Genomic DNA, 14,865 nt, shown 5'->3' on the forward strand with positions numbered 1-14,865 from the left:
GGCGAATGTGGTGGAGTTTCACTGCGGTGCTTTCTCTTTCGGTGTCTGTGGGTACGCTCGGTCGGATGGGGCGAGGTGTTCAGGCATCGACCCCCAGCAGGCTCAGCAGGCGGCCCGCGTACCGTGCAGCCTCCGGTGCCGCGTGCCTGCGCGGGCGCGGCAGGTCGATCGGCACCTCGTGCGCGATGCGACCGCCGTCGAGGATCACCGCACGGTCGGCGAGCGCAACCGCCTCGGCGACGTCGTGGGTGACCAGGAGGACCCCGAATCCGTGTTCGTCCCAGAGCCGGAGCAGCAGGTCGTGCATCGACAGCCGGGTGAGGGCGTCGAGCGCGCCGAACGGCTCGTCGAGCAGTAGCAGGCTCGGCTCGGCGACCAGTGCCCGCGCGATCGCGGCCCGCTGCGACTCGCCGCCGGAGAGGGTCAGCGGCCAGGCATCCGCATGACCGCCGAGTCCGACCTGGGCGAGGACGCGGGTCGCCTTCGCGCGCCTGCCTGCGGCGCGGCGGCGGTCGGCGAGTCCCAGTTCGACGTTGGTCGCGACGTCGAGCCACGGCAGCAGGCGCGGTTCCTGGAAGGCGACGGTCGGGCGGTCCGGGATGTGCAGATCGCCCGTGTGGTCGTCGGACAGGCCCGCGAGCACCCGCAGCAGCGTCGACTTGCCCGACCCGCTCCGGCCGAGCAGGGCGACGATCTCGCCGCGGCCGATCTCGAGGTCGATCCCGTCGAGGACGGTGTTGCCGCCGAAACTCTTGCGCAGACCCGAGATTCGGGCCGCGGGTGCGGTCGGTCGGGTGAGGGTGTCGGTCATCGGTACGTCGGTCCCTTCGTGTCGGTTGTTCGCTACAGCGCCGCGGCCGGCAGCCAGCGCAGCGCGCGCCGTTCGAACCAGCGGACGATCGAGTCGGTGATCAGGCCGAGCAGGCCGTACACGAGCAGTCCGAAGATGACGATGTCGGTGCGCAGGAACTCACGCGCGTTGTTGACGATGTAGCCGAGTCCCTTGCCGGCGTTGATCTGCTCGGCGACGATCAGCGACAGCCAGGCGACGCCGAGGCTCAGGCGCAGGCCGACCAGGATCTGGGGGAGGGCTCCGGGCACCACCAGGTAGCGCAGTCGCTCGACGCGACTGAGCCTGAGGACCCCGCTCAGTTCGAGCAGCTTCGGGTCGAGCTGGCGGATCCCGGCATAGGTGTTGAGGTAGAGCGGCACCGCGACGCCGAGCGCGATGAGGTAGACCTTCGGCTCCTCGCCGATGCCGAACCAGATGATGAACAGCGGGATCAGTCCGAACAGGGGCACGGTCCGCAGCATCTGCAGCGGCGGGTCCACGACGTACTCGCCCACTCTGCCCAGCCCGGCGACGATGCCGAGTCCGAGACCGAGAGCGGCGCCGAGGGCGAATCCGAGCAGCACCCGCTGGCCCGAGACCACCAGGGCGTCGCCGAGCGCGCCGGACCGGTACACCTCCAGTCCCGCCGACAGGACCACCGAGGGCGCAGGCAGCGTCCGCTCGGACAGCAGTCCCGACTGGCTGCCGACCTGCCAGGTGATCAGCAACGCCAGCGGTGTGAGGGCACGCAGGAACCCCGGTCGGCGATACAACGGCACTGCGGTGTCGCCGCCGGGTACGCGGTCGGCGCCGCGGCGGGTGATGACGGACATGGGTGGTCCCCCTGGCGGTTCCGGCCCGCCCGGTTGGCGGGGCCGATGCCGAATCATCCGGGTGCGCTGGGGTACTCCGGAAGAGTTGGAATCAGCCGGACGTGATGTGTTGGCCCGGTGCGAGTGATGTGCCTGTGGCTTGGTTTGACGGCGAAACGGGCTTAAGGTGAGCGCGTCCAGCACGGGAGCCCTGGCGTCGTAGGGCTGAGAGGGAGCACGGCTGCTCCGACCGTCACACCTGATCCGGGTCATTCCGGCGTAGGGAGCAGCGCGATGTCTGTTGTGCGTCCAGAATCGGGGGAGTCGTCCCTCGAATCGTCGGAGCCGTCCTTCACCCTCGACGAGAACCCCACCCGCACTCTGGGTCTCGGTGCCCAGATCGGGTTGTGGGGAAACCTCGGCATCTCGTTGCTGCTGCCGGTTGCCGCGACGTACACCGTCCTGCAGGGTCAGTCGCTGCTCGCGACGCTGCTCGCGGTGGTCGTGGGCGCGCTGATCGGTTCGGCGCTGCTCGGACTGACCGCGTCCGCGGGCGCCTCCGTCGGGGCACCGGCGATGGTGATGATGCGGGGCCTGCTCGGCAACAGGCTCTCCGCCCTGCCGACGGTGTTGAACCTGGTCCAATGCGTCGGGTGGGCGACCTTCGAGGTGTTCGTCATGGCCGAGGCGGCCGCCAGGCTGACCGGGTGGCAGCGCTGGCCGTTCGTGCTCGTCGCCGGTGTGCTCGCCACCCTGATGGCGTTGCGACCGCTGAAGGTCGTACACATCCTCGCCAGGTACGCGGTGTGGGCGGCGATCGGTTCGACGGTGTACCTGCTGGTGAACGTGCTGATGAAGGATCTGCCCTCCCTTACCGACGGAACCTTCTCCGGCTTCTGGACCAGCGTGGACCTGGTGATCGCCATGCCGATCTCGTGGGTGCCGCTGGCCGCCGACTACGCCCGGCACTCGCGCTCGCCGCGGGCCGCCTTCCTCGGCGCGACGGTCGGCTACGGCGGCGCCACCATCGCGTTCTTCGCGCTCGGCGTACTGGCGTTCGTGGCGTTCGGCCTGGATCCCGGGTTCGACATCATCGGCAGTCTGCTGGTGCTCCCGTTGGCCGGGGTGGCGCTGCTGATCCTGGTCATCGACGAGATGGACGAGGCGTTCGCGAACATCTACTCCACCGCGATCAGCGCGCAGAATCTTCGACCGTCGCTGGACCGCCGGTACCTGGTGGTCGGGGTGGGCGCCGTCGCGACCCTGCTCGCGCTGAGCGTCGACGCCTACAGCTACGAGCCCTTCCTGTTCCTGATCGGCGCCGTGTTCGTACCACTGACCGCGACCTTCCTGGTCTCCTTCTACCTGATCAAGCGCGGGGTCTGGGACGTGTCCGAGTCGGCGCCCTCACGCTGGGAGATGCTGGTGCCGTGGGTGATCGGATTCGTCGTCTACCAGTTGGTGACGCCGACCTACTTCACCGGATTCGGTTCCGGATGGACGCAGTGGTGGACGAACCTGCAGTCCTCGCTGGGGATCTCGTCTGCCGGGTGGTCGGCGTCGCTCGCCTCACTGGTCGTGGCCGGGGCGCTGACCGCACTGATCGGCCTGGTGCGGGCCCGGAAGGCGGTGCGGGCGTGAGTCTCTCGGCACGACTGCAGGCACTCGGTCGGCCGGTGCTGGCGCAGCAACTCGCGCATCCCACCGTGGCCGGAATCGCGCGGGGCGACCTCGACCCGGCGACCTTCCGCGGCTGGCTCGAACAGGACTACCTGTACCTGCTGGACTACACCAGGGTGTTCGCGCGGCTCGCCTGGCAGGCGCCCGACGGTCACCTCGGATACCTGGTGGACCTCGCGCACTCGACCCTGCACGAGGAACTGAGCCTGCACCGAGAACTGTCCGAACCCTTTGGTGCGCAGTTCGACTCCGCGGTGAAGAGTCCGCAGTGCGAGGCGTACACGGACTTCCTGCTCGACGCGGCGTCAGACTACGGTCGCGGGTTGGCGGCACTGCTGCCGTGCATGTGGGGGTACTCGGAGCTGGGCAAGGCACTGGCCGTGAACCCGCCGGCCGACCCGCGGTACCGCCGGTGGGTGGACACCTACGCAGACCCCGCGTTCGCGGAGCTGGCGGACCGGTGCGCGGCGATGCTCGACGAGGCGGCTCCCGATCCCGCGGTCGCGGAGCAGGCCTTCATGGCGGCGATGCGGCACGAACTCGCGTTCTGGGACGCCCGATGAGCCGGGCCGTGGCGCTGGTCGAGGGCGAGTCGGACCGCTGGCGGCGGCTGGCCGAGCACCCGTTCGTGCTGGCCACCGCGGACGGGACGCTCGAGGTCGGGGCGTTCGACCGCTGGCTGCTCGAGGACCATGCGTTCGTGGTCGAGTTCCGCCGGTTCCTCGCCGGCGTCCTGACCCTGGCACCCGACGAACGCTCCCGCGACGTGCTGGCCGGCGGGATCGCCGCTCTCACACCCGAACTCGAGCTGTTCCGTGTCGAGCTCGACCGTCGCGGCCTGGACCGAGACGGCTACCGGCCCAGCCTCGGGTGCGCGTCGTACACCTCGTTCATGATGGCGAGCCTGCACGACGGCTACGAGGTCGCCTCGGTGGTCCTCTACGGCGTGGAGAAGGCGTACCTCGACGCGTGGACGACGGTCCGCGAGCGCGCCGCGGCCGCCGACTCGCGGTACCGGTCGTTCATCGACAACTGGAGCGCGCCGCCGTTCGCGAGCTACGTCGCCGACCTCGGCGAGCTGCTGGGCGCCGGGGAACCCACCGCACGTCAGAGGGCGGCCTTCGGCCGGGTGGCGGAGTTCGAGGTCGCGTTCTGGGACGAGTGCGGCGCCCTGCCCCCCACCCCACCCGCGGCATGAACGGACCGTTCAGGTTCACCATGAACCTGAACGGTCCGTTCACGCCCAGACGCGGGCGGCCGACACGCGCGGCGATCCTGTTGCGTGTGCGCTGTGCCGGTGCGAGAGGATGGCTGCCGTGTCCGAACCTGATCCCGATCTGCTCATCGACTTCGACGACGTTGTGATCCGCCGCGGCGGCGTGACCCTGGTGGGTCCGGTGACCTGGAAGGTGGAGCTCGACGAGCGCTGGGTGGTGCTGGGCCCCAACGGCGCGGGCAAGACCTCGCTGCTGCGGATCGCGGCCGCCGAGGTACACCCGACCTCCGGGCACGCGAACCTGTTGGGCGAGACGCTCGGTCGTGTCGACGTCAACGAGTTGCGGCCGCGGATCGGGTTGTCGTCGTCCTCGCTCGCGCAGCGGGTGCCCGCCGACGAGACGGTCCGGGACCTCGTCGTCTCAGCCGGCTACGCGGTGCTCGGTCGCTGGCGCGAACAGTACGAGGAGATGGACACGACCCGTGCGGTGGAGATGCTCGAGAGCCTCGGCGCCGAGCACCTGGCGGACCGCACCTACGGCACCCTGTCCGAGGGCGAGCGCAAGCGGGTGCTGATCGCGCGCGCCCTGATGACCGACCCCGAACTCCTGCTGCTCGACGAGCCGGCCGCCGGCCTGGACCTCGGTGGCCGCGAGGAACTCGTCGCGCGTCTGTCCGACCTGGCCGCCGACCCGGACGCGCCCGCCACCGTGCTGATCACCCATCACGTCGAGGAGATCCCGCCCGGGTTCACCCACGCGCTCTTGCTCAAGGAGGGGCAGGTGGTCTCGCAGGGTCTGATCGACGACGTGATCACTGCGGAGAACCTGACGATGGCGTTCAGCCAGTCCATCACCCTGGACCGGGTCGACGGACGGTTCTTCGCGCGGCGGACCCGACTGCCCGGCCAGCACCGCCGCTGAACCGCGTTTTCCGTGGCCGCGCGAACGTCCGGTGCGGGCCGCGTTGTAACGTCCGACACATGGCCTCACACGATCTGCACCCCGATGTCCCGCCGAAGGATGCGTCCACAGTCATCCTGGTGCGCGACTCCGCATCCGGGCCGGAGGTGTTCCTGCTGCGCCGCGTCGGCGGCATGGCGTTCGCCGGCGGCATGACCGTGTTCCCCGGTGGCGGAGTCGATCCGCAGGACGCCGAGGCCGACGTCGCCTGGACCGGCCCGCCGGTGTCCTGGTGGGCGGAGCGCTTCGGCGTCGACGAGGCCAAGGCGAAGGCTCTGGTGTGCGCGGCGGTGCGGGAGACCTTCGAGGAGTGTGGCGTCCTGCTGGCCGGACCGACCGCCGAGACCGTGGTCGCCGACACGACGGGGTACGCGGACGCTCGCCGCCGGCTCGAGGCGCGCGAGCTGTCCTTCAGTGAGTTCCTGGCGAGCGAGAACCTGGTGCTGCGTGCGGATCTGCTTCGGCCGTGGGCGAACTGGATCACCCCCGTCGGCGAGCACCGCCGTTACGACACCCGGTTCTTCGTGGCCGCGGCGCCCACCGGTCAGGTCGCCGACGGCGCGACCTCGGAGGCCGAAGAGGTCGCCTGGCAGACGCCCGAGCAGGCCGTTGCGGACTGGTCGCAGGGCCGCACCATGCTGCTCCCGCCGACCTGGACGCAGCTGCGCTCGATCGACCAGTTCGATTCCGTCGCCGACGTTCTCGCCGCGCAGCCGGAGATTCCGGCGATTCTGCCGACGCTCTACGAGGAGGACGGCTCGCTGCGGGTTCGCTTCCCCGGACAGGAGCCGTACTACGCCGCCGGGATGCACCCGTGGGCAGAGCGGTAGCCTTCGCGCATGGCTGAGTTTGTGACTCTCGAGGTATCCGACGGCATCGGCACCATCCGGTTGGCCCGTCCCCCGATGAACGCCCTGAACCGACAGTTGCAGGAGGAACTCCGGGCCGCCGCCCGCGAGGCCACCGTCAACGCGGAGGTCAAGGCCGTCGTCGTGTACGGCGGCGAGAAGGTGTTCGCGGCGGGCGCGGACATCAAGGAGATGGCGGAGATGTCCTTCGCCGAGATGAGCCCCGTCGCGGGTGACCTGCAGTCGGCGCTCGGCTGCATCTCCGAGATCCCCAAGCCGACGGTCGCCGCCATCACCGGGTACGCCCTCGGCGGCGGCCTCGAGATCGCGCTCGGCGCGGACCGCCGGATCGCAGGCGACAACGCGAAGGTCGGCGTCCCCGAGGTGCTGCTCGGCGTGATCCCCGGCGGCGGCGGCACCCAGCGTCTGGCCCGACTGATCGGCCCCAGCAAGGCCAAGGACCTGGTCTTCACCGGACGGTTCGTCGGCGCCGAGGAGGCTCTCGCGATCGGTCTGATCGACGAGATGGTCGCCCCGGACGAGGTGTACAACGCGGCACGGAAGTGGGCCTCGCAGTTCACCGGAGCCGCGAGCCGTGCGTTGGCCGCCGCGAAGGCGTCGATCGACCAGGGTCTCGACACCGACCTGAACACCGGCCTGAAGATCGAGGCACAGCAGTTCGCGCAGCTGTTCGCGACCGCGGATCGGACGATCGGCATGGAGTCCTTCATCGCGAACGGTCCCGGTAAGGCGCAGTTCACGGGCGAGTAGTAGCGCATCTACCGCCGAAAAACTAGAACTTGTTCATTCCTTACTACCTAGTAGGCTCTCACCCATGACTGCAAGCCCTAACGACAGCGTCGATCCCGCGCCGCGCCCGCACGCCACCGCCGAAGAGGTCGAGGCGGCTCGTAAGGACACCAAGCTCGCCCAGGTGCTCTACCACGACTGGGAAGCGGAGACCTACGACGACAAGTGGTCGATCTCGTACGACGAGCGCTGCATCGACTATGCCCGTGGTCGCTTCGACGCCGTTGCGGGCGACCTCCCGCTGCCCTACGAGCGGGCACTCGAACTCGGCTGCGGCACCGGCTTCTTCCTGCTCAACCTGATGCAGGGCGGAGTCGCCAAGACCGGCTCGGTCACCGACCTGTCGCCCGGCATGGTCAAGGTCGCCCTCCGCAACGCCGAGAACCTCGGCCTGTCGGTGGACGGTCGCGTGGCCGATGCAGAGCGGATCCCTTACGAGGACAACACCTTCGACCTCGTCGTCGGGCACGCGGTGCTGCACCACATCCCCGACGTCGAGCAGTCGCTGCGTGAGGTGCTGCGGGTGCTCAAGCCCGGCGGCCGGTTCGTCTTCGCCGGCGAGCCGTCCACGATCGGCAACTTCTACGCGCGTTGGCTCGGCCGGGCCACCTGGGAGGCCACCACCCGGGTGACCAAGCTGCCGTTCCTGGCGGACTGGCGCCGCCCGCAGGCCGAGCTCGACGAGTCCTCCCGCGCTGCCGCGCTCGAGGCCGTCGTCGACATCCACACCTTCGACCCGACCGACCTGGAGAACATGGCCAAGTCGGCCGGTGGCGTCGAGGTGCGTGCCATCACCGAGGAGTTCGCCGCGGCGCTGCTCGGTTGGCCGGTCCGGACCTTCGAGGCCGCGGTACCGCCGGAGAAGCTCGGCTGGGGCTGGGCCAAGTTCGCGTTCGGCGGGTTCAAGACCCTCAGCTGGGTCGACGAGAAGGTGCTCAAGCACGTCGTCCCGCGCAACTTCTTCTACAACGTGATGATCACCGGCGTGAAGCCGGAAGCGAAGTAACAGATCTCGGTGGGATATGACTTCACCCTGGAGGACGTGCGGTACCTGAGCTCCGCTGACGGTACCTCCGCCCTGACCGAGGTGGATCAGCTCGAACTCTCCGCGCGCACGCACCTGGCCGACATCGGCCGGGTGCGTGCCCGTTTCGGCGACCGAACCGCCGCCCTGGTCGAGACGACACTGCTGCGACGCCGCGCCGAGGTGAAGCTCGACCCCGCACCCGACTGGCTGCTCACCGACGACGCGCTCCAGCAGGCGACCCCTGCCGTGGTGGCTCGCCATCGCGCCGGCCGGGTGGCGGGCCGGGCCGTGCACGACGTCACCTGCTCGGTCGGGGCGGAACTGTCCGCACTGGTCGGCGTCGCGGACGTCGTCGTCGGCAGTGACCTGGACCCGGTGCGGCTGGCGATGGCGGCCCGGAACGTGCCCGGCGCCACGGTGATTCGCGCCGACGCGCTGGTCCCGTGCACCCGTGACACCGTCGTCCTCGCCGACCCGGCGCGGCGGTCGGGCGGCAAACGCAGGCACGACCCGGCCGCGCTGGTGCCGCCGCTGCCGGACCTCCTGGATGCCTACCGTGGGCGCGACCTGTCGGTGAAGTGCGCGCCCGGCCTCGACTACGACGCCCTGGACTGGGACGGCGAGGTCGAGGTGGTCTCGCTCGACGGCGGCGTCCGCGAGGCATGCCTGTGGTCGCCGGGGCTCGCGGGTACCGGGGTGCGGCGCCGGGCGACGGTCCTGTCCGCGGACGGCTGTGGCTGGGAACTGACCGACGCGGAGCCCGACGACATCCCCGACCGCGAACCGGGACAGTGGATCGTCGACCCGGACGGGGCGGTGGTGCGCGCGGGCCTCGTGCGGCACTACGCGGCCCGGCACGGACTGTGGCAGCTCGACCCGCGGATCGCCTACCTGACCGGTGACGCGGTCCCCGCGGGTGTGCGGGGGTTCCGGATCGTCGAGCAGTTCAAGTACACCGAGAAGGCCCTGCGTCAGGAGCTCGCGCGCCTGGACTGCGGGGTGGCGGAGATCCTCGTTCGTGGGGTGGACGTGGACCCGGCGGTGTTGCGGCCCAGGCTCAAGCTACGGGGGTCGGCCTCGCTCAGCGTCGTCCTCACCCGCGTCGGGCGCACGCCGGTGGCCTTCGTCTGCGAGGCCGGGGTCAGGGCTTGAGGACGAACAGCTCGCCGAGCAGGGTCGGGGTGAGCACCTCACCGCTCGGTCCGATCGACGTGCCGACCGTGAAGCCGGCGGCGCCGGGCAGCACGGTCTGACTCGCGCTCTCGCCGGTGCCGGTGTCGAACGCCAGCACCGCCAGTCCCGCCGTGCCGTCGCGCACGACGGTGTAGCCGGTCCCGCCTGCGGTCTGTGCGGGCACACCGAGCTGGAGGACGTCCTTGCGCTCCCAGACGAGTTCCGCGTGGTCGCCCCGGTCGCGCAGCGCGAGCAGGTGTCCGTCGCGTCCGCCCGCGGGGACGATGAGTCCGTCGGCGGTCACGGACGGACCCTCGGCGGCCACGTATCCGATGTCGTGGCTCCACCGCGACTTGCCGGTGTCGGTGTCGAGCGCCCAGAGGGTGCCCTTGGTGTCGTTGGCGTAGAGGGTGCCGCCGTCGGCGGACAGCACCGGACTCGACGAGCTGCCGCCGGGTACAGCGTCGCTGGACCACTCCTCGGAGAGAGCGCCGTCGGCATAGCGCATCGCGACGATCTCGGACTGCGAGCGCCCCGGCCTCCACACGTCGACGTAGAACCGACCCGACTCGAGGTCGATCGCGGGAGTGTGCGGGACCGGGCAGTCGGGGGAGCCGAAGAAGCACTGGTCGAGGCCCTTCGCCGCGGCCGGCAGCGGCACGTCCTGCGCCTGGTCGGCGGTCGGTGCCGGGATCAGCTGGTAGGAGGGCACGATCTCCTTGCCGGTTTGCGGGCTGAGCACCGAGATCACCCCGAACTGGGTGACGAACAGGACGTTGCCGTCGCCGGTGAACTGCGCCGACATGGGGGTGCCGCTGACAACGGTGCGCCAGCGCAGCTGACCGTGCTCGTTGAACGAGTTCATCGCGCCGTCCTCGCCGATGTACACGTTCGTGTTGTGGTCGACCAGGGGGGTGGCGGCCGCGACGCCGGGACCGAGTCGGGTGCACCAGCGTTTGCGGCCGCTCTCGATCTCGAACGAGTAGAGGTTGCAACCGTTGTCGCTGCGGGTGGTGACGAAGATCTGCCCGCCGGACGAGATCGAGGCCGCCGTGGCGGTCGGTGCGCCCAGGGGGCGTGACCAGGCGAAGGACAGGGACCTCGATCCGGCGACGGGGCTGGTGTCGCTGTTGCGGGCGTCGGCGTGCATGCCCGGCCAACCCCCGGTCGAGTAGATGCTGTCGACCTGCGAATCGCTGCTGCAGCCGCCGACGACCAGTGCCGAGATCGTCGCCAGCGACACTGCCGCCGACCGTAGGACACGCCGCATTCGTCACTCCTCGTGTGGTTTTCGCTCGATGCACACTATCCGGCAGTCCCGGCCGCACCCGGCACCCGCCCCGCGTCGCGGGCTGCCCCAGGTGCCCTCCGGTCGCGTGCACGTGCGTAGCCGATATTCCAATTCGGAGGGAACGCCATGAATGTAATTTCGGTTGAATATCGACGTCCAGCGGATGTTATGAATTCGTGATTAAACGCTATTCCCGATGCGGTGGGATCGGTGTCATTCAAATGAAATATGTAATTCGGTGCGCAATTGTGTTCAAATGGAAACATGGGACGGCGTCAGAGCGGGTCCACGGGTCAGTCCAGCCATGCACGGCACAGCCACGCAGCGCACGAGGTGCGAACTCCCTCTGCGCGCGGTAACGAAGAGGGATACCTCCTGGGCTCACCCGCCGCGGGGGTGTACATCGTGGTCGCCCTCGTCGTCGGTGGCGCGACGTTGATCGGCGCGATGACCGCGTCGCTGCTCGCCGTCGTCGTCGTGCTCGTCGGGGCACTGGTCGCAGTGTTGTTGCTCAGCGGGACAGGGTGGCTTGGCGGTCACGGCTGGATGGGTCGCGGCAGACTTCACTGGCACTGATACGTAGGCTGTCGATCCATGACCAGCATGTGGGGCGCACCGTTGCGCACGAGGTGGCGTGGATCCCGTCGAAACGACAGTGAGCAGGCTCGATTCCTGACCAAGGACTCGCTGCGTTGGGTGATCGCGAACAAGGCGTACACACCGTGGTACCTGGTCCGCTACTACCGCCTGGCGAAGTTCAAACTGGCCAACCCGCACGTGATCCTGCGCGGCATGGTCTTCCTGGGTAAGCGAGTCGAGATCCACTCGACGCCGGGCCTTTCCCGGCTCGAGATCGGCCGGTGGGTGCACATCGGCGACGGCAACGCGATCCGGTGCCACGAGGGCTCCCTGCGCATCGGCGACAAGGTCGTCTTCGGCAAGGACAACGTGGTCAACACGTACCTCGACATCGAGATCGGCGCCTCGACTCTGGTGGCGGACTGGTGCTACATCTGCGACTTCGACCATCGGATGGACGACGTCAACACCCCCATCAAGGACCAGGGCATCGTCAAGGGGCCCGTCCGCATCGGTCCCGACACCTGGGTTGCGGCGAAGGTGACCGTGCTGCGCAACACCAAGATCGGCCGCGGCTGCGTGCTCGGCGCGCACGCGGTGGTCAAGGGCGAGGTGCCCGACTACAGCATCACGGTCGGCGCGCCTGCGAAGGTCGTCAAGAACCGCAAGGAGGCCTGGGAGGCGGGCGCCGCCGACCGGGCGAAGTACATCGCCGCGCTCGAGGACATCGAGCGCAAGAAGGCCGCCGCGGCGGGATAAGCGCCTCCGGCGCCCGTGAGTCCTTTCGGCCCCACTGCGGACCAGAAGTACTCACGGGCGACGGAGTCGCCTAGCGACCAGGGAGCGGGCGCAGCGGGATGTCCGGGCGCGCGAGCGGGTGCCGCACGCGCCGCTTGGCGCTCAGGTACACCTGGGCGGTGTCCTGCGCGACCTGATGCCAGTCGAAGTCGGACGTCAACCGCTCCCGCGCCGCGGCCGCACGTCGTTGCGCCGCGGCCGGATCGTCGAGCACCTCGCGCACCGCGGAGGTCAGCCCGTCGACGTCTCCGGGCTGGAACGACATACCGGTCACGCCGTCGACCACCGCCTCGCCCAGTCCTCCGGCCGTCGAGGTGACCAGCGGTGTCCCGGAGGCCGCCGCCTCGAGGGCGATGATGCCGAACGGCTCGTAGCGGCTCGGCAGAACGATGGCATCCGCGCCGTGCAGCCAGCCGAGCAGTTCCGCGTGGTCGAGCGAGCCGAGGAAGCTCACCGACCGGACCACCCGGTGCGTGCGGGCCTGCTCGCGCAGCCACTCGTACTGGGTGCCCTCGCCCGCGATCGCCAGCGTGGTGCCCGGATGGCTGCGCCGGATCCGTGGCAGGGCGGCGATGATGTCCTGCACGCCCTTCTCGTACTCGAGCCTGCCGACGAACAGCAGTCGCGGCGGACCCGACCGTGGCGCTCGCTCGCGGTAGTTCCAGGTCGCGACGTCGATTCCGTTGCGGATCACCGTGATCGGCGCGAGCTGCGGGCCGTACAGTTCGGTGACCTCGTCCTCCATCGACGCCGAGCAGGTGATGATCGCGTCGGACTCGTTGGCCAGCCACCACTCCACCGAGTGCACCTGACGGTTGATCGTCCCGGAGATCCAGCCGCTGTGCCGGCCCGCCTCGGTCGCGTGCAGGGTGGAGACCAGCGGCACGTCGTAGAACTCGGCCAGCGCGATCGCCGGGTGCGCGACCAGCCAGTCGTGCGCGTGCACGACGTCCGGCCGCCAGCCTTCCCCGAGTCCCGGCTTGGCCAGTCCGACTCCGGCCCGGACCATCGCGTGACCCATCGCCAGCGTCCACGCCAGCATGTCCTCGCCGAACACGAAGTGAGCGGGGTCCTCGGCCACCGCGACCACCAGCACACCCTCGGAGACGTGTGTGATCGTCGGATGGGTGGACGCGTCGGTGCCGGTGGGGCGGCGCGAGAGCACCACCACCTCGTGCCCGGCCGCGGCCAGTTCGGTCGCGAGGTGGTGGACGTGCCTGCCGAGCCCGCCGACGACCACCGGCGGGTACTCCCACGAGACGATCAGGACCTTCATTGGGCACTCCCGGTTCATGTCGAACTCTCGGCGTGGTCGGGCAGGCGTCGTGCGTCGAGGCCGGGGAAGAGGCCGTCGGCCAGGTGCCATCCGTCCGCGAGGCGCTGGGCCCGTTCGGTCTGCCCGGACGAGACGGCGTCGGCGATCTCGCGGGTGGCGTGGGCGTGCTTGTGGGCTCGGTCGCGGGCGTATCCGGCCGCGGAATCCTTGCTCACCATGAACGCCCAGTCGCTCTGCACGGTCATGATCGCCTCGCGCAGGATCTGGTCGTTCACCCGGTCCCGCAGCTCGGGCCTGCCGGGGGCGCGCTGGGAGCCGCGGGCCTTGTCGACGGTGTCGAGCGCGGTCTGGACCACCTCGGAGTTGAGCTGGACGAGGTCGGAGACCTGGTCGCCCGCCCACACTCGCCAGTCCTTGCCGCTGCCCCAGGACGAGTCGGTGAGTTCGACGGGCTCGCCGACGTACCCCTTCGCGCGGGCCTGGGACAGGGTGCCGACCTCGACGCCGGCCTCGGGAAGCGCCCGCAGCACCTTCTCGAGCCACTGCGGACCCTCGAACCACCAGTGGCCGAACAGTTCGGTGTCGAACGCCGCGACGACCAGCGCGGGCCGTCCGGTGCGGTCGCGTTCGGCGCGGATGCGGGCCTTGACGGTGTCGACGAAGTCCGCGACGTGCCGGTCGACCGCGGCGGCGGCGAGCTCCGGGTCGTAGGGTGCCTTGTCCTTCGAGTCGACGGTGCGCCCGGTGACCCGCGACGGCTTGAGGCCGGTGTCGTGGTCGTAGGTGTGGAAGTCGCGGTAGGCGCCGTGGCCGGGGTAGCCGGATTTCGGGGACCAGACCCGGTAGGAGACCTGCAGGTCGCGACCGAAGGCCACCACGTCGGACTCGCGCACCGGACGGCCGAGCGAGGTGTCGCCGCGCAGTGAGGGTCCGTCCACCATGAAGTGCGTGATGCCCGCGGCCTGGTACTCGCGTTCCATGCCGGGGGTGTAGCCGCACTCGGGTGCCCAGATTCCGGAAGGCTGTGTGCCCCACCGGGACCGGGCGTCCGCCAGGCCCTCGGACAGCTGGAACCGCCGCAGGCGGGGGTGCAGCAGCGGCTGGAAGGGATGCGCGAGCGGACCGCCGAGCAGTTCGATGGTGTCCGCGTCGACGAGGCGTCGCAGCACCGGCGAGCCGCCGTGCGCCCAGAGCTCCTCGAACTCGGTGAGCGCCTGCGCGGACAGTCGGTGTTCGCGGGCGCCGAGGTCGCGGCGCGGCTGGTCGGGCATCAGCGCGGCCTCGTGCGCACGCAGCTGCCAGTTGCCGAGCCAGTGGTACATCCCCGACAGGCTGTGCGGGTCGTCGAGCATCGCCGCCAGTACCGGAGTGATGCCCAGCGTGAGCAGGTTCGCGCGACCCTCGTCGGCGAGGGTGCGCAGCACCCGGGTCAGCGGCAGGTACGACGCCGCCCAGGACTGGTAGAGCCACTCCTCGCCGACCGGCCACCTGCCGTGGTTGGCGAGCCACGGCAGGTGCGAGTGCAGGACGAGGCAGAACATGCCCGGTTCCTGTGATGCGTC

15 protein-coding genes and 1 riboswitch are annotated in these 14,865 nt (G+C 69.9%); of the genes, 10 read left to right on the plus strand and 5 right to left on the minus strand.

Annotated elements, in window-relative coordinates; translation table 11 throughout:
• Nucleotides 1-79: 79 nt before the first annotated feature.
• Together FK531_RS07235 and FK531_RS07240 are read right to left on the minus strand one after the other, a co-directional pair.
• Entirely contained in the window at nt 80-811 is a 732-nt protein-coding gene (locus FK531_RS07235) for an ABC transporter ATP-binding protein (RefSeq protein ID WP_142097027.1), read from the minus strand.
• Nucleotides 812-843: 32 nt separating this feature from the next.
• The gene (locus tag FK531_RS07240; protein WP_142097030.1) at nt 844-1,665 is read right to left on the minus strand and encodes an ABC transporter permease; all 822 of its coding nucleotides are present in this window, start codon (nt 1,663-1,665) and stop codon (nt 844-846) included.
• 171 nt (nt 1,666-1,836) lie between these two features.
• Nucleotides 1,837-1,947, plus strand: a riboswitch (TPP riboswitch).
• On the opposite strand from FK531_RS07240, the gene FK531_RS07245 reads away from it, so the two are divergent.
• The 8 genes from FK531_RS07245 to FK531_RS07280 all read left to right on the plus strand — a co-directional run bounded on the left by FK531_RS07245 (nt 1,939) and on the right by FK531_RS07280 (nt 9,338).
• Nucleotides 1,939-3,285: a purine-cytosine permease family protein gene (locus tag FK531_RS07245; RefSeq protein WP_142097033.1), complete on the plus strand. Its 1,347-nt coding sequence runs from the start codon at nt 1,939-1,941 to the stop codon at nt 3,283-3,285. Its footprint overlaps the riboswitch before it by 9 nt.
• Nucleotides 3,282-3,887 carry a TenA family protein gene (locus FK531_RS07250; protein ID WP_142097036.1) on the plus strand — a complete coding sequence of 202 codons (606 nt, stop codon included), beginning with the start codon at nt 3,282-3,284 and terminating at the stop codon, nt 3,885-3,887. The genes FK531_RS07245 and FK531_RS07250 overlap by 4 nt, the downstream gene beginning before the upstream one ends.
• The gene (locus FK531_RS07255; RefSeq protein ID WP_142097039.1) at nt 3,884-4,522 is read left to right on the plus strand and encodes a TenA family protein; all 639 of its coding nucleotides are present in this window, start codon (nt 3,884-3,886) and stop codon (nt 4,520-4,522) included. Before FK531_RS07250 ends, FK531_RS07255 begins: the two co-directional genes overlap by 4 nt.
• 109 nt (nt 4,523-4,631) lie before the next feature.
• Nucleotides 4,632-5,462: an ABC transporter ATP-binding protein gene (locus FK531_RS07260; RefSeq protein ID WP_142097042.1), complete on the plus strand. Its 831-nt coding sequence runs from the start codon at nt 4,632-4,634 to the stop codon at nt 5,460-5,462.
• Between the two features lie 59 nt (nt 5,463-5,521).
• Nucleotides 5,522-6,331 (plus strand): NUDIX hydrolase, encoded by an 810-nt coding sequence (locus FK531_RS07265; protein ID WP_142097046.1) that lies wholly within the window; start codon nt 5,522-5,524, stop codon nt 6,329-6,331.
• Nucleotides 6,332-6,340: 9 nt separating this feature from the next.
• Nucleotides 6,341-7,120, plus strand: coding sequence for an enoyl-CoA hydratase/isomerase family protein (locus FK531_RS07270; RefSeq protein WP_142097049.1), 780 nt, complete (start codon nt 6,341-6,343; stop codon nt 7,118-7,120).
• Between the two features lie 64 nt (nt 7,121-7,184).
• On the plus strand, nt 7,185-8,165 hold the full coding sequence (locus FK531_RS07275; RefSeq protein WP_142097052.1) for a class I SAM-dependent methyltransferase: 981 nt from the start codon (nt 7,185-7,187) through the stop codon (nt 8,163-8,165).
• 9 nt (nt 8,166-8,174) lie between these two features.
• The gene (locus FK531_RS07280) at nt 8,175-9,338 is read left to right on the plus strand and encodes a THUMP-like domain-containing protein (RefSeq protein ID WP_142097055.1); all 1,164 of its coding nucleotides are present in this window, start codon (nt 8,175-8,177) and stop codon (nt 9,336-9,338) included.
• On the opposite strand, the gene FK531_RS07285 is transcribed toward FK531_RS07280, so the two are convergent.
• Nucleotides 9,328-10,629, minus strand: a complete 1,302-nt coding sequence (locus FK531_RS07285) for an outer membrane protein assembly factor BamB (RefSeq protein WP_142097058.1) — start codon at nt 10,627-10,629, stop codon at nt 9,328-9,330. The genes FK531_RS07280 and FK531_RS07285 overlap by 11 nt on opposite strands.
• Nucleotides 10,630-10,983: 354 nt before the next feature.
• On the opposite strand from FK531_RS07285, the gene FK531_RS07290 reads away from it, so the two are divergent.
• Together FK531_RS07290 and FK531_RS07295 are read left to right on the plus strand one after the other, a co-directional pair.
• Nucleotides 10,984-11,226 (plus strand): hypothetical protein, encoded by a 243-nt coding sequence (locus tag FK531_RS07290; protein ID WP_142097061.1) that lies wholly within the window; start codon nt 10,984-10,986, stop codon nt 11,224-11,226.
• A gap of 18 nt (nt 11,227-11,244) precedes the next feature.
• Nucleotides 11,245-11,988 carry an acyltransferase gene (locus tag FK531_RS07295; RefSeq protein WP_142097064.1) on the plus strand — a complete coding sequence of 248 codons (744 nt, stop codon included), beginning with the start codon at nt 11,245-11,247 and terminating at the stop codon, nt 11,986-11,988.
• 70 nt (nt 11,989-12,058) lie between these two features.
• On the opposite strand, the gene FK531_RS07300 is transcribed toward FK531_RS07295, so the two are convergent.
• On the minus strand, nt 12,059-13,303 hold the full coding sequence (locus FK531_RS07300; protein WP_142097067.1) for a glycosyltransferase family 4 protein: 1,245 nt from the start codon (nt 13,301-13,303) through the stop codon (nt 12,059-12,061).
• A gap of 14 nt (nt 13,304-13,317) precedes the next feature.
• Entirely contained in the window at nt 13,318-14,844 is a 1,527-nt protein-coding gene (locus FK531_RS07305; protein ID WP_142098148.1) for a 1,4-alpha-glucan branching protein domain-containing protein, read from the minus strand.
• Between the last annotated feature and the right edge of the window lie 21 nt (nt 14,845-14,865).

It is taken from the genome of Rhodococcus spelaei (genome assembly GCF_006704125.1).
Taxonomy (GTDB): domain Bacteria; phylum Actinomycetota; class Actinomycetes; order Mycobacteriales; family Mycobacteriaceae; genus Rhodococcus_G; species Rhodococcus_G spelaei.

Coding starts and splice junctions, on each gene's coding strand:
- FK531_RS07300 (WP_142097067.1), bottom strand. CDS start 13,303: ATGAAGGTCCTGATCGTCTCGTGGGAGTACCCGCCGGTGGTCGTCGGC.
- FK531_RS07285 (WP_142097058.1), bottom strand. CDS start 10,629: ATGCGGCGTGTCCTACGGTCGGCGGCAGTGTCGCTGGCGACGATCTCG.
- FK531_RS07270 (WP_142097049.1), top strand. CDS start 6,341: ATGGCTGAGTTTGTGACTCTCGAGGTATCCGACGGCATCGGCACCATC.
- FK531_RS07275 (WP_142097052.1), top strand. CDS start 7,185: ATGACTGCAAGCCCTAACGACAGCGTCGATCCCGCGCCGCGCCCGCAC.
- FK531_RS07240 (WP_142097030.1), bottom strand. CDS start 1,665: ATGTCCGTCATCACCCGCCGCGGCGCCGACCGCGTACCCGGCGGCGAC.
- FK531_RS07245 (WP_142097033.1), top strand. CDS start 1,939: ATGTCTGTTGTGCGTCCAGAATCGGGGGAGTCGTCCCTCGAATCGTCG.
- FK531_RS07260 (WP_142097042.1), top strand. CDS start 4,632: ATGGCTGCCGTGTCCGAACCTGATCCCGATCTGCTCATCGACTTCGAC.
- FK531_RS07295 (WP_142097064.1), top strand. CDS start 11,245: ATGACCAGCATGTGGGGCGCACCGTTGCGCACGAGGTGGCGTGGATCC.
- FK531_RS07255 (WP_142097039.1), top strand. CDS start 3,884: ATGAGCCGGGCCGTGGCGCTGGTCGAGGGCGAGTCGGACCGCTGGCGG.
- FK531_RS07305 (WP_142098148.1), bottom strand. CDS start 14,844: ATGTTCTGCCTCGTCCTGCACTCGCACCTGCCGTGGCTCGCCAACCAC.
- FK531_RS07235 (WP_142097027.1), bottom strand. CDS start 811: ATGACCGACACCCTCACCCGACCGACCGCACCCGCGGCCCGAATCTCG.
- FK531_RS07265 (WP_142097046.1), top strand. CDS start 5,522: ATGGCCTCACACGATCTGCACCCCGATGTCCCGCCGAAGGATGCGTCC.